We start from the raw sequence: 20,544 nt of genomic DNA, 5'->3' as shown, positions 1-20,544 counted from the left end.
GAATAAGTAAAATGAAGAAGAAAATTTTAAGTTTGCTAACGGCATTTGTATTTGCATTTGGTTTAATTACTTTTAGTGATAGCGCCAGTGCAAAGGAAAGTGTGCTTGAAAGTGCAAGTACTATTGTAGATGGGTATGAAGAATACTTCCGTATAGATGCATTGTTTGCATATAATCCATCTAAGAAATGGTATGTGAGTGCTGAAAATTACACTTATAATAAGGGCGGAGAATACATGATTCGCGTCTATAAGAGTGGAACAAAAACCGTACTATTTGAAGCAAAAGGTTATATCGAAGGAAGAACAGATGGAAGTTTACCATCTAGATCATCTCATTTCTGGTATACACCAAATTCGCAAACTCTTTATTATGATCTTGTGGTTTATCGTAAAGGAGATATCGAAGTCCTAGGAGATGTTAGAGAAGCAGAATAATAAAAAAACCAGGCGCTCAATTGAAAGTGAACTGCACCCCGTCAAGTAGACAGTGGAAATAATAAAAAATGTATTAAGCGGCTTGAGTCCTGAATTCTAACGGACTCAAGCCGCTTAACCTTTTCTGATAACGATAGTAATTATAAAAATGAATATAATCATCAATCGCTAGTTTTAACTCTTCATATGAATCGTACTTATGTAAATAATATTTCTCACACTTCAATGTGCCCCAAAATGATTCAATTGGTCCGTTATCAATACATCAACCAATACTGGACATACTCTGTGTCATATTGGCAGTTTCCACAATTCGCTTAAATTCCTTTGATGTATATTGAAAACCTCGATCACTATGTATTAATGGCTGTTCGCCCGATTGTAATGATTGAATAGCTGATTTTATTGTTTTGAAAACAAGGGAATTATTATTCGAATGACCTAATACATAACTCACAATTGAACCATCATATAAATCGATAATTGCACTTAAATAAGCTTTTTTCCCATTTCCATACTTAAACTCTGTGACATCTGTACACCATTTTTCATTGGGCTTTTTCGATGTAAATGCTCGATTTAATACGTTTTCCACCACATGATGTGCTGGGGATTTACGATAAGGCTTGCGCTTTCTACGAATAACAGACTTCAATCCACTCATCTGCATTAAACGATAAATACGCTTTTCGTTAACCATCGTTTGATTATTTTCTTTTCGCTGACGATTGATTGTCAACGTTGTACGACGATAGCCGTAAATACCATCTACTTGTTGGTAAAGGAGATGAATGTCCTTTAAAATGGCTTCATTTTCAACTTCTCTGTTAGAAGGCTTGCGACTTAGCCACCTATAGTAAGCTGCAAGCGAAACATCAGCTATTTCACATAGTAAAAGAATCGAAAGTTCTTCCTCTCGATGTAATTCTTGAATCGCTAAATAGCGTTGCTGTAGACGTATTTGGCTTAACGATGCCTCCTTTCGATTTCCTCTAACTTTTTTAAAAATAAATTTTCTGCACGTAAACGTTCATTTTCACGTTCAATACGTTGAATCTCTAATTTCAATTTCTCCTCAACGGTTAATTCGACTTCATCTTTTGTGCGACCACGACGATCACGTAATCCCTCTTCACCGTTCGTTTCAAATTTCTTCGTCCATTGATATACCTGTTGATACGAAACACCATAGGTATGCGCTGCCAACTGATAATTTTTCTGGTGCTTCAAACAGTACTCGACAATCTCAATACGTTCTTCAAAAGTTGTCTTTCTTCTTTCGGTCATAGCTTGACTCATTCCTTCACCTGAATCTTTTATTTCACTATGACTAAATAATATTATGATTCTTGGCAATAAATTAGCTTAGCAAGCTGAAAAGAAAAAGGAGTACATGAACGAGTACCAAATGATGCAGTTCGATTTCATGCACTCATTGCCATTAGTTGATGAATTGAAAGACCAACTTCACAAATGTATCTTAGCTACAAAAATGAACGATGTACGTGCCTTCGTGAATGCTAAGGACTTTTAATTAATATCATCCGTGATATTGCGACATTAACGATTACTAGTACATTTAGAGCAGTATTCGTAGGAGCATTTAACAAGACTGTAGAGGCTTTAAAAGTTAAGCCTATTCAATCATCATCTATAGAAAAACCTCCTCCTATTGAGCGTCCTGCACATTTCTATAACTGGTTAAAGGAAATAGGAAGCCTTCCACAATCAATAGTGCATGATGAACCATCATTAGAAAATTGACTGGAATGGTGAATGGAAATATGTATTTAAATTAATTTTTTATGAGGTATGATTAAAATCATAGAGAGGGGAAGTTTAATTTAAATGAGAAAAGTGTACTTGTTATTTGCGATTATCGGCACAGTATTTCCGTATTATTTTTTGTGGCAATTCTTGAACGAAAACGGATTTGATTTAGGGTTATTAATAGATTTATTATTTGCAAACTCGATATCGACCTTCTTTGCTGTTGACTTTTTTATTTCATGCTTTGTTTTTATAATCTTTATGTTTAATGAGTCAAGAAAGTATAACATTAAAGAAAAGTGGATATGTCTATTAACTTTGTTTACAGTTGGTTTATCGCTGGCATTACCGTTATTTTTGTTTTTCAGAGAGCCATACATAAAGAAAGAAGTGTTATTATACTCCAATGTAAGAACGTAAAAATCCTACATTTTTTTTGGTGTAGTGTTGATTTTGCGTTACATGGATGGCCAACGAGAGCTTAATAATTCCTAAGAAGACCACTCCGTAATGAGTGGTTTTTTTGTATTCATTTAGGTGTGATGGACGGAGTATTTGAAAACGAAAGTAGATAGATGGAATAAAACTAGCTATTGCTTAAAACTATTACCTGTAGCTTTAACGTTTATAAAACAAAGTTGTTGAAAAAAAGTTATGATCCAGCCAATGGTATTTTCTCAACTAGATACAATGCTGGTTTAGTTGAGACAGATTTATAAATTTAGCAATACCGTCTGTCACCTCCATTACGAGTTGTTTTTGAGTCGTTCGGCGTAACAAAACGACAGGAATACCAAATTTAATGGCTAATAATTTATAGCCTAAAGTACCTTTTAAATATTCTATAACATCAATTATTTTAAATTCATCGCTATATTTTGCCATATGAAAACACCCCAAAGATTAGATTTTTAAACTCTAATTTTTTGGGTGCAGCACCTGAGGGATCCTAAACTTTCCCTTATCATACCTATAGCAAGGCTGAGGAGTAGTCTAATATTAATGCATTTTATAGAAAAGAAACACTATATAAAAAACGTTAAATACCTTTTTATAATTGGCTAAATATAGACCTAGTTTGGAGGTTGAGCTTTTATAATAAATGGAAATAGTTATCCAAATAAACTTTATTTGAGGTATTATTAAAAGGGTTCTAACAAAATTGAACTAGAGGGAGGAGTATGTAATATGAAAATACGAAGCGTTATTATAACAATTGTCGCACTTTTATTTGTAATTATTGCAGGGTGTAGTTCAGAGACAGAAGAACAGTCTATGGGCGAAGTTGAAAAGGAAATTCATACGCAAGAACTGGTAGAGTCTATGTTCAGTGAGGACAGCCTGGAGGCAGCGAAAGAACGAATAGAGGAACGAGGCGGCTCAGAGTATATGACACCACCACCTGAGTATACTGCTATCGGAGAAAATCAATCAACTGTAGTAGAACTTAAAGAGTCGGACATTTTAGACGGAGAAGATTCTAGTTTTGAAAATTATGACAACGTAGGAGAAATACGTCTTGATACGTTAGAGCTGGACTCTACTTTTGAGGATCAAGATACATATATAAATGTAATGCTTACAGAACTAGGAATGGAGAAAGCTTATTATGCAATGCGTAAAACTTTATTGTGGACAGCCGGTAATCCTCCAGATGGACTCGAAAAACATAGTGATGGCTCACTATCTTTTTATCTAAGTAAATACTCTGAGCTTATAAATTGTCACTTTCAGAGCGCTAACCCTGACGTGAAAGAAAAAATTATCAGAAACATGCAGAACGCTTATAAAAACAATACACCTATAATTGTCTACGGAGAATTTGAGGAGTTTCTAGACGAAGAAGGATACGCTGGCTATCGTCTTATCATACATCGAATAGGCTTTAAAGAAGTCATAAATTAATAAAAGAATTTGATAAAAATCCTGAATTATTCATGGAAATGATGTTTAGAAATTTGCCAATTAAGACTACTCTGTTATGGGTGGTCTTCAATGTTTTCTTCCACCTTCATGCCACCGTGTTCAGAGAATAAACATGACATATTAGGACATAAAGTAAAAATATAATGAGCATTTCTGCGAGCTTATTGAAAATTATGCTGGAAAAGGTAATATGATAAATGTAAATAGAGAGGAACCTTCGGAAGAAAATTTGGTGATTACTTTGATTCCAAAACGAACCATTATTTAACTACTCAAAATGGTATAATACTTTATAGTAAAGCAGGCGCTCATATTGTTCCATCTGCACCTTAAGAAAAGGGGAAGTGGGAAAATGATTTATGATAATGCAGTTTTAAAGCTGCTGGAGTATGGGATATCAAAGCCGAGATTAGAAATTATGTGGAAAGATGGAGAGACTAGTATTTGTGAAATCGACACTTTCTACGACTCTGATAACGGGTTAGAACTTGACGATGGTAGTTATGAAGAATATCATGTAGCACTAGTTAGAGATGTGTTTAATTGTCAATATATTGAAATTGGAACAGGTGAAAATAAACCTATACTTATTAGGATAGAGGAAACAGGAGAAGTAATTTTTAAAAGTGACTGATTTTCTTGCAACTATTGAAGAAAATTATGTCGTAAAAAATGATACACAACGTAGTAATTAGTAATAATAATGCCCAGTTACTAGATTTTATTGTGTACCAGGGCATTTTTGTTTTGGCTACTATCACTTGCTTTCTTTTTAAATAGTTTACTGTGATTCTTTTCAAAGGTCTCGAATCTCCTACTTATAATTAAGTTATCTTTCCCTACTCTTTTTCAATTTTTCTAAATAATAAATAAACTATTGAAATTATAATATAAAGTGTGACAAAATTTAGAAGCACACTATTTTCACTTTTACTGGCTATATATACGTATAACCCTACTACCATCGCTAAAATTAATGATTTGTCTATTGAATTCATATTACTTCCACCTTTTCTCAATATTAGAAATAATTTTATAGTACTTTCATATAATTTTATATTAATAGCCCTTTGTAATTGCAATCTCTTCAATTTTCGGAAAAATCAAATTATTTGTAAAGTGCAATTTAAAGATTTTACGAAACGATCCGTAGCTACTTGCTTTGAAATATGCAGTTCAAATCCCTAACAATACATTTATCTAGATTATTTCTATTACTACGTAGGAGTTTATGACATGACTATTAAATGGAACAGAGAAGAAATACTTTTCGATACTCTATATGAAGCTGACACCTGGGCAGATTCAATTGCAAATGAAATATATGGAAGAATTTATAACGGCTATGATACTCCAGATTACAAAATAGCCTATTCACTTGCTTTTAGATTAGCTTCTATAAAAGAGTGTAGAGTTTATACAGAAAGTGCTATTGAGGGTAGATATAAAGTTTGGGTCAATTTTGAAATTGAATAATAAAGACCAGGTGCTAATTTTAAAATGGAGTAGCTGGTTTTTGGTAATTCGAGTTTCTTCCTTTTCAATTATATAAATGTAAAGGTGTAGAAACTAACGAAGCAACAGTATGTCCTGAGTTTCGCTCACTCTCTCTTTCATTTCCTGGAGCTTTAAGGTATATAGGCACCCACTACTTCAAACGTTAGTTTGTCAGTCACAGTTAAGTAGAGTTATTACTTTGGGATTGTTGGTTTAAATAGTTCATATTTGTTTCATGAATAGATTGAGTGATTGTTTAAATGAAATCAAGCATAGGAATTAGCTTGATGGTCATGTTGAAGAATTTTATAATATCGTTATAGAACAGTATTTGGTAGTTGAGTTTAGATTAGTAAGTCAAGAAAGGTGAGAGGTCGTTGGGACAAATTAAAATTTATGGTGTTAACGGAAGGTTAAATCCCATTAAGGAAACATTATCGAATATTATCCATTCTTGTATGGTAGACGCACTTGAATATCCACTAGATAAGAAATTTCATCGCTTTTTTCCTATGGACAAAGAGGATTTTTATTTTGCAAGTGAAAGAACTGAATCCTATACAATAATAGAAATTAGTATGTTTGAAGGTAGAACGATTCAAGCTAAAAAACAATTAGTAAAGCTACTATTTGAACGCATAAATAACCAATTAAATATTTCACCTCAAGATGTTGAAATTACAATTTTTGAAACGCCTAAACATAATTGGGGAATAAGAGGGTTACCTGGGGATGAATTAGCACTTAATTACAAAGTAAATATATGACATAAAGTCGCTAATTTTTTAGCTAATTCGACTAACGAACACTCTGTGAAAAGTGCTCCCTCTTTATTATTTAACAATTATCTGACCACTAAATAAAGAACCTATAAGGACTAGAATAATCTACATAACTATTATTTTAATGAATGATTCTAAATAATGCTTGAAGCAATGGGTTCGCTTCTATCCACAATTTATTTACTATTTTTTAGGGAGGGGACAATTGAATGAGTTATATCATAGACATTTCACATCATCAAGGAGATATTGATTGGTCTGAAGCTTATAAAGATGTTGATTTGGCTATAATCCGCACTCAATATGGTACAAGCACAATTGACCGTAAATACATTCAAAATATAGAAGCTTGTATTAAGTACAAGGTACCTTTTGGCGTTTATATTTATGTTACCTTTAAAAATGGTACTGAGGCATTGGAACAAGCAAAAGATTTCTATAACAGAGCAAAAAACTATAATCCACTATTTTATGTTGTAGATATCGAAGAAAGCTTTGGTGCTAGTGTCCAAAATATCGTACAAGGCACACAGGTGTTTATAGATTATTTAAAAAGTAAGGCTGTAAAAGTCGGACTATATACAGGCCATCATTTTTTCAAACCTTATCTGATGGATACCGTTAAAAATTATGATTTCTTGTGGATTCCTCGCTATAGTGGCTCTAGTTCACCTGGACTAAAGCCAAACTTTGCTTGTGACTTATGGCAGTACACAGATAAAGGGATTGTAGCAGGGATTAAAGGAACTGTAGATTTAAACCAATTAAATGGATCTAAGTCTTTATCCTGGTTCACAGATACGAATAAGAAGGAGATATCATTGTCTCAGTATGAAGAATTAAAGAAAGAAAATAAGCAACTAAAACAGGAACTTACTGAAATGAAAGAGTTGTTAGTTGGGAAAGCAGAATTACAATCAAATGCTGTGGTATCACCAACACATAAAGAAGATTGGGAATGGGCCATTGAAAAGGGAGTTATACGAGGAGATGGCAAGTGTATGAACCCTACAGATACACTCACAAGACAACAGATGGCAACGATGCTCAAACGTTTCTATGATAAATTTATTAAATAATAGCATTGTCTCGCCCATAAGTACCAGAGAACAAGCAAAAAATATTTTCCTATTATGGAGCGTATTCGTTAATCGTAAAAGGAATCACTGTTTATAGTGATTCCTTTCAAAGTGGGACCAACCTGTTTGAAATTTAATGAAACAATAGGAAAAACTTAGCTAGTAAAAAAATGGGGACTCCTACAATTATTACGCCTGCAAAGAAATAACAAAACAACATAAAAACATCGAAAACCGCACCAGCTAAATCATCAATGAATTTTAACATTTCATTCCCCTCCAAACATAATAAGTATTAGCATTTATAATCTCTTTATTGCGAACCAAGCATCATACTGACCCAAAGTCTTTTTTAGAGTTTTATCCCACTTAATCAAGAGTCCCATAAATTTTTATTAGGATGATTTTCATCAGATGGTAACGCATGAAAGCTAAGTGGAAGTCACACTGAGTATTCATTGTAATTTGTCATACCCTAAACCACGAAGCTTGAGTATATTTCTTAATAACGACCCTGTAAATCTTTTGGAAAGTGTTTTATATTGTATGCATAAAGCATGTTATTGACTAAAGATTTGTTATTTACATAGAGATTTTGTGTTATCTGATAGAGCATTTTTTCCTTCTATAATCGGAATGGTAGTGTTCGCTTCCATATCATATGGTGATTATTTGTTCCCCAATAGTTTTCAAGGACAATATCAGGCTGTCCAAATTTCTTCTGCCAGATCATTTGCGCTTGTTTATATCCACTATCTAAACAAAAACTAGGAATCCTTCGATTTTCTAACGTTAGGAGCATTTTTTGTAGTAGCACGGTGCCAATCCCACGATTTTGATAGTCAGGATGAACAAAAACGGTCCCGACTTCTAGACAATTGAATAGATTCTCTTTGATCGTTTGTTGGATGATTTCGTTGGCTTGACCACATTCGATAGTGCCTATTATTTCATTGGTTTCTTCATTCAAAGCTAACCAGAAAAATCTTTTTTCGCCCTGGCTTTCTAAGTCCATTGCTACGTACTGTTTTTTCGTTTCCCATTCATGCTGTTGATCGTCCACTAGCTCTGCAATTCCTTCTTTTTTATAAGTATCCCGAATGACAAGATCAAAGAATTCGTGTAACGTCTGGATGTCCGATTGTTCTGGACGTCTAATAAGTAATTTCAAGATTGCTTGCTCCTTATAATGGATGTCGTCGGTGGTTTAGTAGGGATCGAGCTCGTTGCACATCCACATCTAGTAAATCATTTAAATCTTGCTGTACTACAGTCAATCGATCAAGTGCCAGCTGTAACCAATGATCGGAGGCATCATATTTTTCAGCGTGCCATAGCAACTCTCCATAACAAATGGCAGCACGAATAAATGTGATATGGTCATTTAGCAGATTTGCTAAATGAGTGGCTTGTTTGAGACATGCTTCCCCTTGTGTTACCTTACCATAATCTAAATAGCGAAGTGCTTTCAAAAATTCCGTGTTGGCTGGCTGTATTGTCTGTTCATTCATATGTTGCATGACAGATCGCTCCCATCCGTTATTTTTGTTTACGTTATGCCTACTATCAGTCTATTTTAATGATTATAACATGTTCCCCTTATTTGGTTAATAATGGGGTATGTTAAAATGCAAGAAAGACACTTGGTCATTAAAAGGAGAGAATTCCATTGAAAGATTTAGAAAAGAAACTCGATGCAGTATTAGAGCAAATGCGTGATTTTATAGATGAGATTCAGGAGCGGGAGTCAGCCTATCCCATGGTTTTTTCTCATCAATCAGAAGAGGATATTAGCCAATTTGTGGATGGTGGGTGGTCATTGCCAGCAGAGTATGTTTATTTTTTGAGACATTATGTTGTTGAAAGGGTCACATGGGCTACAGGTGATTATACTAATCTAATGATCTATAGCGCAAGAGATTTAATACCAGGGCAGGAGGGCTATAATTATAATCCGGTGACAGAAGAGGTGATTGTGGATTGGCCACATGATTATTTAGTCATCGCAACAGATGAAGGCGATCCCTATTGTCTGGATCTATCAAGAGGGGATACAGGGTTTTTACCGCTCTTCATGGGACAGGCAGTTGGCATTTTTCAATGGCTTATGACAATTTAATTTTGTTCCTTGAAAGTGTACTGATTCCACCTGGTTTAGAAGAAATGTTGCCCGAAGAAAGTTCTATAGCGTACTATGAATTAACTATTACTGGGGAAGGAGAAGATAAACTAAAGACATTATTGTTGCTAAAAAAATTATTATCTTATGATTATTCACAAGCGAGAAAGGCTTTAGAACAGCCACCGCTAATAATTTATAGGGGAGTTGAAGCAGGTGCCTTAAAGTTAGAAGCTGAGTTACAGAATATCGGTGCAGATTTTCAAAAAAGGAAAATTAGCTTAGCTGAATTGATTGGATGAGTGAAATTAACAAGAATCATGGACATTCCTCCTCTAAAGTATTTGAATTTTCACAGGAAAGGAAGAGTAAGAATGAAAATTAACAAGGCATTAGCACAACACTATCAATGGGGAGCACAGTGTGATGGCTGGCATCTTGTACAAAATAAGGAGCTTAGTGTGATACATGAGAGGATGCCTGCTCAAACAGCTGAGGTAAATCATTATCACCATCATGCACAGCAGTTTTTCTTTGTTCTTTCAGGCACCGCTACAATAGAACTGAATGACCAAAGAATTGAGTTAAAGCAACTTGAGGGAATTGAAGTACCTCCCAATGTACCACATCAAATGCGAAACGATTCACAAGAAGATGTTGAATTCCTCGTGATATCGCAGCCAAATAGCAGGGGAGACCGAGAGCTGCTTTAACTATACGAAAGTAAACTTCATTCTTTTGCATGAAGCCATTCTTATCAGCTCCTTGTATAGTAGGGGGTGTAAAGGGGTGCTTAAAGATGAAGATTACGAAGGTAAAATTATATGTCCATGATATGCAAAAAATGGAGCAGTTTTATGTTGATCTGTTAGGCTTTACTTTGTTAGAAAGAACAGCTGATTATTTTACAATAGCCTTGGGGGAAAGCAGGATGACATTTGAGAAGATTCCTTCTAAAATGCCAAAGCAGTATCATTTTGCATTAAATATTCCTAGTAACTTATTTCAACAGGCAAAGATTTGGGCAAATGAGCATGTAGGCTTGCTGGATTCAGAGGGGCAGGATGAAGTCTATTTTGATTTTTTAAAAGCATATGCATGCTATTTCTACGATCCTGAAGGCAATATAGTGGAGCTTATTGCAAGACAGGAAATAAATCCAAAAGATGCTGAAGTTAATTTTTCTGTAGAGCAAGTGTTACATATTGGAGAAATCAATTTAACGTCAGATGACATTCGGACAATTGCTGAAAAGTTAAAGGAGTATGCTATTAATCCTATAGCTAACAAGGAAATTCAACTAGATAGCCTTAATTTTCTAGGGAACTATGAAGACGGAGCCAATATCCTTTTAGGACCGAGTGGACGTCTTTGGTATTTTTCTGATAAGAAAGCAGTAATCAGCCCGATTAGTATTGAAATAGATGAAGCTTTACAATTAAATATGGATGAAGAAGGTCAATTAACGCTTCTGCAACTTTGACATCATAAACTTATCGTTGATTAAATATATGTTATTTTGTATATTTATTCAAAATAAGGAGGGTGTTATATGTATATAATCAAAGAAACAAATCCAACGATAGACTCGTATAAAGCATTGCACCAAACAACTGGTTGGAATGCAAAAGGGCTGTATACGTATGAACAATTATACAAGGCTATTTGTAATAACTGGTTCAGTACATCTATATATGAAAAAGAAAATCTAATTGGTTATGGACGTATTATCTCTGATGGTATCTATCAAACATTTATCTGTGATGTGATGGTGCACCCTGATTATCAACGAAAAGGTGTTGGCACAATGGTGATGGATGCTCTTTTAGAGCAATGTCAAAAAGAAAATATAAAATGGGTTCAATTATTTTGTGCTAAAGGTAAACAACCTTTCTATCAGAAGCTTGGATTTAAGGAACGTGAAATAGATGCTCCTGGTATGATGTTGTTTTATACGGAATGAATAAAGGAGCTAGAATCGTTGAAAGTAAAATGCCTAAAAATCTATGAATTTGGAAATCCGCAAGAGGTAATAAGGCTAGAGAATAAAACAATCGAGCCTCCTCAAGGTCAAGAAATTCTTGTTCGTATGCTAGCCAGACCGATTAATCCCTCAGATTTAATCCCAATATGGGGGAAATATGCTCATAGAATCACTTTACCAACTATACCTGGCTATGAGGGAGTAGGAATAATAGAAGCTGTTGGACCGCTTGTTTCACCGAAGATTATTGGTCAGCGCGTATTGCCGTTACGGGGAGAGGGAACTTGGCAGGAAATAGTGAAAACGCAAGTAGATTTTACAGTGACTATTCCTGAAACTATGGATGATTTTACAGCAGCACAAATGTATATTAATCCAATTACAGCCTTCGTAACATGCTCAGAGGTACTTAATTTACAATCAAACGATGTCTTATTAGTAAATGCTTGTGGTTCTGCCATTGGACATCTCTATGCTCAACTTGCGAAATTGCTAGGCTATCAACTTATTGCTGTGACACGAAGTAATCAGCATACTGAAGAATTACTGCAACTTGGGGCAGCTTTTGTCATTGATACCTCTCAAATGCCACTTTACGAAACGGTTATGGCATTAACAAATGGTAAGGGAGCAGATGCAGCAATTGATTCGATTGGTGGAGAGGCAGGCAATCAGCTTGCCTTCTGCGTAAAGCCCGAGGGTATTTTTTTAGCTATTGGTCTTTTATCGGGTATTCAGGTAAATTGGACATATATTGTGAAGGAAGCAAAGGTACAAGCGAAGATGTTTCATTTACGCCATTGGCAACGTCAGACGTCAATTGAAAAATGGCAACAAACGATGCAACAACTTATACACCTTGTACAGGATGGCTCCTTAAAAATGATGAATGTACATGCTCATTTTCCATTATTGGATATCCATAAGGCAATTTATGCTGTTGAGGGAACTAAAAAAGGAAAGATATTTTTAACGAATGTTGATTAAGTAACATACTACCGTCGTAGTTGGGCTACTACGGGTAGTATGTTTTTTTATAGGAAAATGAGTGTTTTTAGCTCTGAAGAAAATAGTTCATACATTGGCCGGCTACAAATAGTCAACAGAAGTGAGCCCCCGCTCCAAAGAGTAAGAAAGCCGCTCAAAGTAAGTGAACCTCCGCCCAGATTAAAGAACTCACTAGCAATAGTAATAACCTATCATTTTATAAAACTAACTAAATTAGTAATTTGAGGTAATAAAGAGGTATGATAAGGTTAGGTGTTTTTAAATAAAGGAGTACAGATGATGGAGAAAATCAACCAACTAAAACAGTCAATACAACGATTGAGTGAAGCTGATGCGAAGTCGATGCTTCTTTTAACTTTAATAAATGAACAATCAAGAGACAGCATGTTACAGTTTTTATTACAGCAAGCTGAGGAGCGGGATCCTTTAAAGGTACAAACAGTGCATATTGTATTCGGTCATTCACCTGGGGGGAACTTGAAAGCAGCCTTTCGTAATCCTGACTATGCTAAGTCCGAGGAAATCATTGTTGTGCCAGGTAATTTTTCTGTTGGTCCTTTGAAAAATGTACATACATGGGACGGGATTGAATCACGTTATCAATGGTTGGAACAGCGCTATACAATAGAAGACGATGGATTGATTATATGTGAGCGGGAGATGAAGGAAGCAATAGAGAAAATTAAAAATATCCCCCCTCATCAGGCTATAATGATTTGGACTTGTCAAAATGCTCATGAGCAAATAGGACTTCGACTCGTTTTGGCGATACTCGAACAGAAAACAAATGCTATCTATGTATTAGATACTTTTCAGTTATTTCATGAGTTATATACTTTACCACAGTTAGCAGAGGATCATTATCCAAGATCGACTGGAGAGGTCAGAACAGAGGATTTACTTTACTTTTATGAACACTTCCAAGGAAGGCCATTAAAAGAAGCATTGAGGCACTTCCTATGCAAAGAAGGGCTAAATCTGTTAATGGATGATTACGATTGCATACATACATGGAAATATCATGAACTCTGGGGCAATAATAATGAAGATAGAGAGGATGACTTGATCATTGCCTGTGCTAAACGTTTACAGGAAGAACAAGAGGAAACTCATTACCAAGTGGCCGCTAGGTTAATTGGAGAGGTGCTGGGGCATATGGAAGAATTGAGAGAGGTTGAATGGATTGACTATCGTCTACGCCAATTAATTCAGCAAGGCATTTTTACTTATGAAGGCGAGTTAAAGGGAATATTACACTATAAAGTAAAGTTAGCAGACGCAACGAACTATAAACCTTGATGATTTTTATGATATAATTTTTTTGATATAGACGGTTAGAAGGAGTGAGGTCATTGTTAAAAACAGAAGTATTTGAACAATTAAAAACGGCAATGAGAGAAAAAGATACATTAGCGAAGGGTGTATTATCTCTTTTAAAATCAGCATTAGATTCAGCTGAAAAAGAAAAGGGAGAGGCTTTAACAGCTGAGGAAGAAATGGCTATTATTAATCGAGAGGTCAAACAAACAAATCAGGCTTTAGAAGGAGCACAAACGGCTGGGCGAGAAGACCTAATTGAAAAAGAGGAAGCCAAATTGACACTTTTGAAATCCTTTTTACCAAAGCAATTATCAGAAGAAGAAATTGCAGACAAATTAGTGGCAGCGGGTGTTGGAAAAGGAATGAACATGGGAGAAGCCATGAAAATTGCAAAACCATTGCTGACAGGTCAGGCTGAAGGTGCCGTTATTTCAAAAGTTGTGAAAAGTATTATTGCCTAAACCTTTACCATTCTGGTAGGAGAGTTTGGAAAGAAGAATCCGCTATGCCGAAAATGGGCATAGCGGATTTCTTATATTTTATAACTGGAATTTTTGAATGATATTGCGGAGCTGTTGAGCCATTTCAGCTAAGTTATTAGAGGAAGCTGTTATTTCTTCGATACTTGCGGATTGCTCCTCAGAGGCAGCTGCTACGTTTTGAATATTGCCTGAAGCTTGTACAGCTACAACTCCCACTTGTTCAACGGAACTAGCGATACTGCTAACACCTTCATTGATATTGGACATCACGTTATTGACATGGTCCATTTCCTTTGTAAGTGCTGTAACGTGGGCATAGATATCAGCAAATGCCTCGCCAGATGCATTGAATGTTGCTGAGCTTTCGGCAAGATTACTGCTACTGATAGCCATTGATTTGACAGCTTGTGCAGATTCCTCTTTAATCGTTTCAATACGTGTACGGATACTGTTAGTAGCCTCTAAAGATTGATCGGCTAATTTACGGACTTCCTCCGCCACAACAGCAAAGCCTTTACCGTGTTCACCTGCACGCGCTGCCTCAATCGAAGCATTTAATGCAAGCAAATTCGTTTGATCCGTAATTTGGGTAATCAATGTCACAATATCCCCAATTTCATTTGTATATGTGCTTAAACGTTCTACTACCACTGCTGACTCTTGAATAGCCTGAGATGTTACGGCCATTTTTTCAGTAGCATCTTGTATGGTAGTGTTGCCCTTTTCTGATATAGCAGATGCTTGGAATGCCTTATCTGTAACATCGGTTACACTTGTCACTACCTCTGACATTTTGTTAGAGATGGTTGTAATATGACTATCCACTTCTTCTATCGAAGAGGTTTGCTTTTCTGAACCCGCTGCCACCTCTTGCATAGAAGAGGTAATTTGCTGAATGGATGCACTTGTCTGTTCGGAGCTTGCTGTTAATTCCTCTGACATTGCGGCCACTTGTTCAGCATTTTGAGCGATTTGTGTAATTAACGAACGCAAATCTTCCGTCATGTTTTCAATGCCTGATGAAAGTTGGGCGATTTCATTGGAACCTTTTATTTGAAGTGGTTCGACAGCTAAATCACCCTGTGCAACTTGACCAACATAGCGCGTCATTTTTTTAATTGGCTTCGTAATGCCCACACTAATAAAGTAAGCAACGATTATACCAAAAATTACAAAGACAATCGTTAAAATAATACAAATCCAAAGTGTCTCCGTTTGTAGCTTAGAAATGAAGGAAGCATCCATATCTAAACCGAAAATAATATCTGTATCTTTAAATGGGATAAAAATGGATTTATGGATACCATACTCATCCTTGTAAATATCGCTTGTTTGTGTGTTGCCAGATGCTACGGCTTCATGCATTTCTTCACTAAATACATAATCTTGCTGATGATTGTCGGTATTACTTAGAGCGACAATATGCTCCTTACCGTTTGCTTTAGAAAGGACATAGGCGTTTTCTACATCATATTTTTTAACCGTTGCATTTAATTGATCCAAAAGCTTTTTGTATTTGTCAGGGCTACCATTATCCGCTGCTTTTACATCATTTTTCTCAATATCTTCAAAAATCGTGGTCGATGTAATCTCTAAAGTAGATTCAAATTGTTTAATAACAAAATTGTCGATAATGCGGTAAGAAACGGCAAATAACACAATACTAAAGAGCAAGGAAATAATCGCTATTGGAATGGTGAAACTGGCAATATATTTGTAGAGTAAAGAACTCTTAAATTTAGTGACGATACGCAATGTGTGACGCCTCCAGTACTTTAAGCTTTTGCTGTAAGAAATGAATCATATTAGAGATATGTTCTGTCTCTGTATAAGGTGAGATAGAGAAAAACTTTGCCGCTGCAACTGGTACTTGCTGTGTGGTATCCCTAGTACTAACCGTGCAAACGCGCGTTGTGTCACCAAAAAATACTTCGTCTCGACCTTCTCCAATAATTTCAAAGAATGAAGCATTGATACCGTTTATGTGTTCTATTTGGTCTTGTGTATAGTGACCAGCTTGTTCAGCTTGCCAATTCATGCCGTCTGGATATAAACGGAACGCTGTGACTGGCCCAATATTGGATTCATTAACCACCTGTAGCATTGGTGTTTTTTCAGCTAATTGAGCACGGAATGCTAAGTTCACACGTACATAATTAGCTAATAGTTGTTGATAGCCTTCCTTACCGAATGCCTGCAATGCAGCAAAAATTGCAATGGAGCTACCCATACGAGAGCATTCTAATGTATAGCCAGTATGATAAGAGCCATAACCACGATTGCCTACATATGGCGTATCAAAGTCCTCCATATCTAGTAGCTGTAAACTTTTACCTTCCTTAATTAAGAATAGACTAGTTAAATAAGGAGTTTGACCAAGCTTTTGGAAGTCAAAGCATAGGCTATCCGCAATGGATAAATGCTGCATACGTTCATGGATTTGTGCTAATCCTTGTAAAACCTCTGCCTCGAATTGGAGTGGATTTTTATTATAATCATAATCATTGAAGAAGGCATAAAAACCACCTAAAGCCGAATCAGCATGAATATGTACTGGTTGTAAGTTGTATTTCTTCTCAAGGGTTGTTGTGACTTCTTTGATGGCTTGGACATCATCAATGCCAAATTGATCAGTAGCACCTGTTGTCGCTACTACATAAACAGGAATACCGCCATTTTCGATGACTTCTGTCATACGTGCACGTAAGTCTTCCACATCCATCGAATGATCTTTACCCGCTTTTACCCGCACTAAATGTTTACTGCCGATACCCACTGCTTCTACTGATTTTAAAAGACTGTAATGGGCATTCTCTGAAGCAAAGCAATATAAATTAGTAGGAACACCATCTTCTTTTGCTTGAGGGAATTGTTTTGCAATGGCAAGACGAAGTCCACTGAAAACAGCACCTTGTCCACCCCACGTTGTATAGCCAAAACTTTTTGTATAGTCATAGCCCACTAATTTAGACATCATTGCTACTACTTTAACCTCACACTCAGCAGCAGCAGGGCCATAAACATCCCATAAATTATTGCCATTTAATAGCGCATTTGTAAACTGTCCTAACACTCCAGGAATACTTGCCATTGGTAAAACATTTGTTACAAAGTTACGTGTATGATAAGGGTGTCCTTGCATTAAATGTGTCAATTCTTGTACAACTTGATCTAGTCCAATCCCAGTTGTTGGCACTTGATGCTCTTGCATAAGCTCTTGATAAAAATTAGCCGATCGCTCTTTCATTGGACCAAGAGTTGTCTTATTTGGGTTCTTTAATTCATCTAATGAGGAAACAATTTTCTCTAATAGGGACAAAAAATTCTCTCTTTGTTGGATATTTCCATCTTCGCTCTGGAATAATTGTTGGATATTCTGCATATTCATCATCCTTTTTATAGTTCATATTTCCTCTATTTTTACTTTAATAAAAATAGGACATTATACTAAAAGTATAATAGCATATTTTAGCAGAGATGGTGATTTTATTTTACTGAAAAAATATTTATAGACATTTCTGAAAAATCTAAGTTTTATTTACAAATTCTAACTATCTTACTGCGGCTTAATTCTTAAAGAAATATCTTGAGATGAAAAAGGATGATAATATTATTATAAGAAAAACTTTAAGCGCTATTACTTTTTATCTATTTGCCTAGTTAAAAGAAAAAATCTGCACAAAGAAAATGCAGATTTTAAGCGTTTTGTTATAGTTGGTTTATTTTGTGGTTTCAAAATTATAGACATGATGTGCTTGTTTTTGAATCATTACTGGAGGTGTTAATTGTAATAACTTATTTCTTAGGCTAATTAAAAAACGATTATTCATCTGAGCCATTTTGCCAATATTCCATGATTGCTTAGAGATTGTATTTATTTTTTCTTTTCGATGGGCATTGCAATTGGCAAATGCTTGAGTGATATTTTCATACTTATTAAGATATTCTGCTAATATTCGGGCATCTTCGATTGCTTGACATGCCCCTTGCCCCATGTTGGGTGTAACAGCATGCGCAGCATCCCCAATAAAAACGGTACGATGATGAAGTAGCGCACTTTATGAGCTAAGTAAGGAAAACAAAGATGCTTATGGTAAAGCACTTGATAAATTAATGAAAGAACATGCGGAATAATATAGTACCATATGGGGTGACTTCCAGTAAGTCCTCTATATAAAAATCCCCTCTAAGTACGTTTTAAACGTCCATAGAAGGGGATTTTTAATTAACTATTAATGGATTAGACATACCATAACATGAGAACCTAAACAACTAGCACAAGCGACAGCACCTACAACATTTCCACCAAATATTACTGACGCACACGCAGCACTACATATTTGTTTTGTCAGTTCAGGTGCATCATACCAATAGTTTTTTAAGCATTCCCATGAATCACTCCAATAACCTGCTTTAGCACTGTTAGTTGATAAAAGGGAAACTTCTGAGTTTTCATCGAAATATACTTGTTTATCAATTACTTTATTTGTACTTGCTTCAATAGTCATACCAAGCATGTCTTCGTTATTCAATGTTGCATAAGTAACATTGATTTCATTATTCTCTACATCTAGAGTTGATTTCATTATGATAAATTCACCAACTTCACCAGTCGTTTTATCATAAGTAGTCAGTAATCGTATATCAAAACTTTCATTGTTCTTTTTATAAGGAATCATTAATCCATCTTTATTTTTACCGTAATCCATATACTCAGTATTTTGCCAATAAAAGTCTTCTCTACTGTATTCACTATGTGTGAAATTCTCTGCAATATCTAAATCCTGTTTCACTTCATTTACAACTACTGAGTCATTAAGGAAACCATTCTTTTCAATTTGCAAAGGTGCTTGTTGTGAGCAACTATTACAATCAGTAGTGTCAGTAGTTTCATTTTTTTCTTTAGCTAAAGCACCTAAATTTACAGATAGGGGTTGAAATGCTAAAAACATAACCATTACAAAAAAGATTAATTTTTTCTTCATTTACTAACCTTCCTAAATTTAAATTTACTTTTTTTGAAAAATTTGTACCACGGGGTACCTATAAAGAAAACAGCAAACAATAGGATAAGAAAATCATAGGTTTGTATCCCATCTGAAAAAAGGATAAGCAATACGGCTATAAATGCCAATACTCTAAGTAGGACTGATTTTTTCATTTAAGACCCCCATTCTTTTCTGATATTTCGGGAACGGTTGATATACAAAAACCATTCATAGAAAATTCTAACATTGAAAATATATAATTACCATAAATATACCAATTGTTTTATTTTCTTTTATACTACGAAGTATATTCTGTTCTACTAAATAGGTGTAACATTAGATATTAACGAAGATGAAGCGGTACAACAAGCACTTTCGATATTAGAAAAAGAATTTGTAACATTTGATGATAAGGATTTCGATAAGTTAGTAAAGCTTATGTATAACTTTTAAATGTGTTCCAAGCAACTAAATTTTTTTAATAGTAGATGTAATATTATTGAATAAAATGAAGTGTTTGGTGAGGTTGTGAGGTCTTATCAAGTGGTTATCCAAGAAGAAAAAGATGGAAAAGAAGAAGTGTTCGAAAATATTAGTCATAGTCAAATGCTTGATTATTTTTCTAAACATCATGATACGGCTTACCGCTTCAAATCATAAGTAGTTAAAAACCATTAAGGGTAAAGGGAGGGCTTTATGTGAAAACACCTTCTAATGATGAAGAATATGTAATTACCTATATTGATTTGGACACAGATAGAGAGCCTCTATTATCTTTTAATTCTAAAAAAGAAGCGGAAGATAAGTTTAAAGAAATAAAAAAGAATAAAAATTATATATCTGAGTTCCTTATGACAAGAAGCCAATATGACCAATTCCAATTGGATGTAATCATAATGGGTGAATCAGATGAAGGAGAATTTTAAAAGGGGGAGTGGAGGTACATTGGGAGAAAAATTCGTTGTAACAACGGAACAGGTAGATGAATTAATCCTTAACTTACATTACATTAGACTTATTAAATAAGCTGAAAATGCTAATGCAAAGATCAGATAAATCCGATTCCACTATAAACTAGTTTCCTTTTCATTCACTGTGTCCTCTCTTTCACCCTTAAGATGTATGATTTTAATGTATGTTATCTGGAAAACA

Annotated in this window: 26 protein-coding genes and 2 pseudogenes; 19 read left to right on the top strand and 9 right to left on the bottom strand. The window is 35.1% G+C overall.

Annotation, left to right across the window (positions count from 1 at the left end; translation table 11 throughout):
• The first annotated feature begins 11 nt into the window (after positions 1-11).
• The gene (locus JIN86_RS03385) at positions 12-437 is read left to right on the top strand and encodes a hypothetical protein (protein WP_202341266.1); all 426 of its coding nucleotides are present in this window, start codon (positions 12-14) and stop codon (positions 435-437) included.
• 73 nt (positions 438-510) lie between these two features.
• Here the strand turns inward: JIN86_RS03385 and JIN86_RS23445 are convergent.
• Positions 511-1,769 (bottom strand): annotated as a pseudogene (locus JIN86_RS23445) (IS3 family transposase); the annotation flags it as partial.
• Between the two features lie 61 nt (positions 1,770-1,830).
• Between JIN86_RS23445 and JIN86_RS03365 the strand changes: the two are divergent.
• Positions 1,831-1,971: a hypothetical protein gene (locus JIN86_RS03365; RefSeq protein WP_202341263.1), complete on the top strand. Its 141-nt coding sequence runs from the start codon at positions 1,831-1,833 to the stop codon at positions 1,969-1,971.
• Between the two features lie 314 nt (positions 1,972-2,285).
• On the top strand, positions 2,286-2,627 hold the full coding sequence (locus tag JIN86_RS03360; RefSeq protein WP_004226958.1) for a DUF2834 domain-containing protein: 342 nt from the start codon (positions 2,286-2,288) through the stop codon (positions 2,625-2,627).
• A gap of 261 nt (positions 2,628-2,888) precedes the next feature.
• Here the strand turns inward: JIN86_RS03360 and JIN86_RS03355 are convergent, their stop codons facing one another.
• Positions 2,889-3,092 carry a hypothetical protein gene (locus JIN86_RS03355; protein WP_202341262.1) on the bottom strand — a complete coding sequence of 68 codons (204 nt, stop codon included), beginning with the start codon at positions 3,090-3,092 and terminating at the stop codon, positions 2,889-2,891.
• 303 nt (positions 3,093-3,395) lie between these two features.
• On the opposite strand from JIN86_RS03355, the gene JIN86_RS03350 reads away from it, so the two are divergent.
• The 6 genes and pseudogenes from JIN86_RS03350 (at position 3,396) to JIN86_RS03325 (ending at position 7,491) form a co-directional block, all read left to right on the top strand.
• Complete coding sequence (locus JIN86_RS03350) at positions 3,396-4,112, top strand: hypothetical protein (RefSeq protein WP_202341261.1); 717 nt, start codon at positions 3,396-3,398, stop codon at positions 4,110-4,112.
• A 249-nt stretch (positions 4,113-4,361) separates the two neighbouring features.
• Positions 4,362-4,466: pseudogene (locus JIN86_RS23925) on the top strand (polymorphic toxin type 50 domain-containing protein); the annotation flags it as partial.
• Positions 4,467-4,485: 19 nt separating this feature from the next.
• Complete coding sequence (locus tag JIN86_RS03340; RefSeq protein ID WP_202341260.1) at positions 4,486-4,767, top strand: hypothetical protein; 282 nt, start codon at positions 4,486-4,488, stop codon at positions 4,765-4,767.
• Between the two features lie 602 nt (positions 4,768-5,369).
• Positions 5,370-5,609: a hypothetical protein gene (locus JIN86_RS03335; protein ID WP_009373799.1), complete on the top strand. Its 240-nt coding sequence runs from the start codon at positions 5,370-5,372 to the stop codon at positions 5,607-5,609.
• 398 nt (positions 5,610-6,007) lie between these two features.
• Positions 6,008-6,397, top strand: a complete 390-nt coding sequence (locus JIN86_RS03330; protein ID WP_004226969.1) for a tautomerase family protein — start codon at positions 6,008-6,010, stop codon at positions 6,395-6,397.
• A gap of 224 nt (positions 6,398-6,621) precedes the next feature.
• On the top strand, positions 6,622-7,491 hold the full coding sequence (locus JIN86_RS03325; protein WP_202341259.1) for a GH25 family lysozyme: 870 nt from the start codon (positions 6,622-6,624) through the stop codon (positions 7,489-7,491).
• Between the two features lie 133 nt (positions 7,492-7,624).
• Here JIN86_RS03325 and JIN86_RS23740 read toward each other — a convergent pair whose 3' ends face one another.
• The 3 genes from JIN86_RS23740 to JIN86_RS03315 all read right to left on the bottom strand — a co-directional run bounded on the left by JIN86_RS23740 (position 7,625) and on the right by JIN86_RS03315 (position 9,011).
• Positions 7,625-7,759, bottom strand: a complete 135-nt coding sequence (locus JIN86_RS23740; protein WP_004226973.1) for a hypothetical protein — start codon at positions 7,757-7,759, stop codon at positions 7,625-7,627.
• Positions 7,760-8,116: 357 nt separating this feature from the next.
• Positions 8,117-8,662 carry a GNAT family N-acetyltransferase gene (locus JIN86_RS03320; protein WP_237497110.1) on the bottom strand — a complete coding sequence of 182 codons (546 nt, stop codon included), beginning with the start codon at positions 8,660-8,662 and terminating at the stop codon, positions 8,117-8,119.
• A 13-nt stretch (positions 8,663-8,675) separates the two neighbouring features.
• Positions 8,676-9,011, bottom strand: a complete 336-nt coding sequence (locus JIN86_RS03315; RefSeq protein WP_004226979.1) for a hypothetical protein — start codon at positions 9,009-9,011, stop codon at positions 8,676-8,678.
• A gap of 149 nt (positions 9,012-9,160) precedes the next feature.
• On the opposite strand from JIN86_RS03315, the gene JIN86_RS23440 reads away from it, so the two are divergent.
• From JIN86_RS23440 to JIN86_RS03280, 8 genes are all read left to right on the top strand, one after another.
• Complete coding sequence (locus JIN86_RS23440) at positions 9,161-9,610, top strand: SMI1/KNR4 family protein (protein WP_237497109.1); 450 nt, start codon at positions 9,161-9,163, stop codon at positions 9,608-9,610.
• Positions 9,592-9,912 (top strand): hypothetical protein, encoded by a 321-nt coding sequence (locus JIN86_RS23435; protein WP_237497108.1) that lies wholly within the window; start codon positions 9,592-9,594, stop codon positions 9,910-9,912. Before JIN86_RS23440 ends, JIN86_RS23435 begins: the two co-directional genes overlap by 19 nt.
• Positions 9,913-9,984: 72 nt before the next feature.
• Complete coding sequence (locus tag JIN86_RS03305; RefSeq protein WP_004226984.1) at positions 9,985-10,323, top strand: cupin domain-containing protein; 339 nt, start codon at positions 9,985-9,987, stop codon at positions 10,321-10,323.
• 86 nt (positions 10,324-10,409) lie between these two features.
• The gene (locus JIN86_RS03300; RefSeq protein ID WP_004226985.1) at positions 10,410-11,093 is read left to right on the top strand and encodes a VOC family protein; all 684 of its coding nucleotides are present in this window, start codon (positions 10,410-10,412) and stop codon (positions 11,091-11,093) included.
• Between the two features lie 69 nt (positions 11,094-11,162).
• Complete coding sequence (locus JIN86_RS03295; RefSeq protein WP_004226988.1) at positions 11,163-11,573, top strand: GNAT family N-acetyltransferase; 411 nt, start codon at positions 11,163-11,165, stop codon at positions 11,571-11,573.
• An 18-nt stretch (positions 11,574-11,591) separates the two neighbouring features.
• The gene (locus JIN86_RS03290; protein ID WP_202341258.1) at positions 11,592-12,581 is read left to right on the top strand and encodes a zinc-dependent alcohol dehydrogenase family protein; all 990 of its coding nucleotides are present in this window, start codon (positions 11,592-11,594) and stop codon (positions 12,579-12,581) included.
• A 300-nt stretch (positions 12,582-12,881) separates the two neighbouring features.
• The gene (locus tag JIN86_RS03285) at positions 12,882-13,901 is read left to right on the top strand and encodes a DUF1835 domain-containing protein (protein ID WP_202341257.1); all 1,020 of its coding nucleotides are present in this window, start codon (positions 12,882-12,884) and stop codon (positions 13,899-13,901) included.
• A gap of 53 nt (positions 13,902-13,954) precedes the next feature.
• Positions 13,955-14,383 (top strand): GatB/YqeY domain-containing protein, encoded by a 429-nt coding sequence (locus JIN86_RS03280; protein WP_202341256.1) that lies wholly within the window; start codon positions 13,955-13,957, stop codon positions 14,381-14,383.
• Between the two features lie 78 nt (positions 14,384-14,461).
• Here JIN86_RS03280 and JIN86_RS03275 read toward each other — a convergent pair whose 3' ends face one another.
• From JIN86_RS03275 to JIN86_RS23430, 4 genes are all read right to left on the bottom strand, one after another.
• Positions 14,462-16,159 (bottom strand): methyl-accepting chemotaxis protein, encoded by a 1,698-nt coding sequence (locus JIN86_RS03275; protein WP_202341255.1) that lies wholly within the window; start codon positions 16,157-16,159, stop codon positions 14,462-14,464.
• Positions 16,143-17,786 (bottom strand): pyridoxal phosphate-dependent decarboxylase family protein, encoded by a 1,644-nt coding sequence (locus JIN86_RS03270; RefSeq protein ID WP_202341254.1) that lies wholly within the window; start codon positions 17,784-17,786, stop codon positions 16,143-16,145. Before JIN86_RS03270 ends, JIN86_RS03275 begins: the two co-directional genes overlap by 17 nt.
• Positions 17,787-18,123: 337 nt before the next feature.
• Positions 18,124-18,399 carry a flavin-dependent monooxygenase gene (locus JIN86_RS03265; RefSeq protein ID WP_202341253.1) on the bottom strand — a complete coding sequence of 92 codons (276 nt, stop codon included), beginning with the start codon at positions 18,397-18,399 and terminating at the stop codon, positions 18,124-18,126.
• A 237-nt stretch (positions 18,400-18,636) separates the two neighbouring features.
• Entirely contained in the window at positions 18,637-19,389 is a 753-nt protein-coding gene (locus JIN86_RS23430; RefSeq protein ID WP_237497107.1) for a hypothetical protein, read from the bottom strand.
• 531 nt (positions 19,390-19,920) lie between these two features.
• Between JIN86_RS23430 and JIN86_RS23735 the strand changes: the two genes are divergently transcribed.
• Entirely contained in the window at positions 19,921-20,052 is a 132-nt protein-coding gene (locus tag JIN86_RS23735) for a hypothetical protein (protein WP_255538182.1), read from the top strand.
• A 38-nt stretch (positions 20,053-20,090) separates the two neighbouring features.
• Positions 20,091-20,318: a hypothetical protein gene (locus JIN86_RS03255; RefSeq protein WP_009373817.1), complete on the top strand. Its 228-nt coding sequence runs from the start codon at positions 20,091-20,093 to the stop codon at positions 20,316-20,318.
• Positions 20,319-20,544 lie beyond the last annotated feature (226 nt).

The organism is Lysinibacillus sp. HST-98 (assembly GCF_016757845.1).
GTDB lineage: Bacteria > Bacillota > Bacilli > Bacillales_A > Planococcaceae > Lysinibacillus > Lysinibacillus capsici.
Note: the sequence above shows the minus strand (reverse complement) of the source record. Positions and strands in the feature narration are given on the sequence as shown.

What these genes read in the sequence shown, in the direction of transcription:
- JIN86_RS03385 (WP_202341266.1), top strand. Translation starts at nt 12, where the DNA reads ATGAAGAAGAAAATTTTAAGTTTGCTAACGGCATTTGTATTTGCATTT.
- JIN86_RS03365 (WP_202341263.1), top strand. Translation starts at nt 1,831, where the DNA reads ATGAACGAGTACCAAATGATGCAGTTCGATTTCATGCACTCATTGCCA.
- JIN86_RS03360 (WP_004226958.1), top strand. Translation starts at nt 2,286, where the DNA reads ATGAGAAAAGTGTACTTGTTATTTGCGATTATCGGCACAGTATTTCCG.
- JIN86_RS03355 (WP_202341262.1), bottom strand. Translation starts at nt 3,092, where the DNA reads ATGGCAAAATATAGCGATGAATTTAAAATAATTGATGTTATAGAATAT.
- JIN86_RS03350 (WP_202341261.1), top strand. Translation starts at nt 3,396, where the DNA reads ATGAAAATACGAAGCGTTATTATAACAATTGTCGCACTTTTATTTGTA.
- JIN86_RS03340 (WP_202341260.1), top strand. Translation starts at nt 4,486, where the DNA reads ATGATTTATGATAATGCAGTTTTAAAGCTGCTGGAGTATGGGATATCA.
- JIN86_RS03335 (WP_009373799.1), top strand. Translation starts at nt 5,370, where the DNA reads ATGACTATTAAATGGAACAGAGAAGAAATACTTTTCGATACTCTATAT.
- JIN86_RS03325 (WP_202341259.1), top strand. Translation starts at nt 6,622, where the DNA reads ATGAGTTATATCATAGACATTTCACATCATCAAGGAGATATTGATTGG.
- JIN86_RS23740 (WP_004226973.1), bottom strand. Translation starts at nt 7,759, where the DNA reads ATGTTAAAATTCATTGATGATTTAGCTGGTGCGGTTTTCGATGTTTTT.
- JIN86_RS03315 (WP_004226979.1), bottom strand. Translation starts at nt 9,011, where the DNA reads ATGCAACATATGAATGAACAGACAATACAGCCAGCCAACACGGAATTT.
- JIN86_RS23435 (WP_237497108.1), top strand. Translation starts at nt 9,592, where the DNA reads ATGGCTTATGACAATTTAATTTTGTTCCTTGAAAGTGTACTGATTCCA.
- JIN86_RS03305 (WP_004226984.1), top strand. Translation starts at nt 9,985, where the DNA reads ATGAAAATTAACAAGGCATTAGCACAACACTATCAATGGGGAGCACAG.
- JIN86_RS03300 (WP_004226985.1), top strand. Translation starts at nt 10,410, where the DNA reads ATGAAGATTACGAAGGTAAAATTATATGTCCATGATATGCAAAAAATG.
- JIN86_RS03295 (WP_004226988.1), top strand. Translation starts at nt 11,163, where the DNA reads ATGTATATAATCAAAGAAACAAATCCAACGATAGACTCGTATAAAGCA.
- JIN86_RS03285 (WP_202341257.1), top strand. Translation starts at nt 12,882, where the DNA reads ATGGAGAAAATCAACCAACTAAAACAGTCAATACAACGATTGAGTGAA.
- JIN86_RS03270 (WP_202341254.1), bottom strand. Translation starts at nt 17,786, where the DNA reads ATGCAGAATATCCAACAATTATTCCAGAGCGAAGATGGAAATATCCAA.
- JIN86_RS03265 (WP_202341253.1), bottom strand. Translation starts at nt 18,399, where the DNA reads ATGGGGCAAGGGGCATGTCAAGCAATCGAAGATGCCCGAATATTAGCA.
- JIN86_RS23430 (WP_237497107.1), bottom strand. Translation starts at nt 19,389, where the DNA reads ATGAAGAAAAAATTAATCTTTTTTGTAATGGTTATGTTTTTAGCATTT.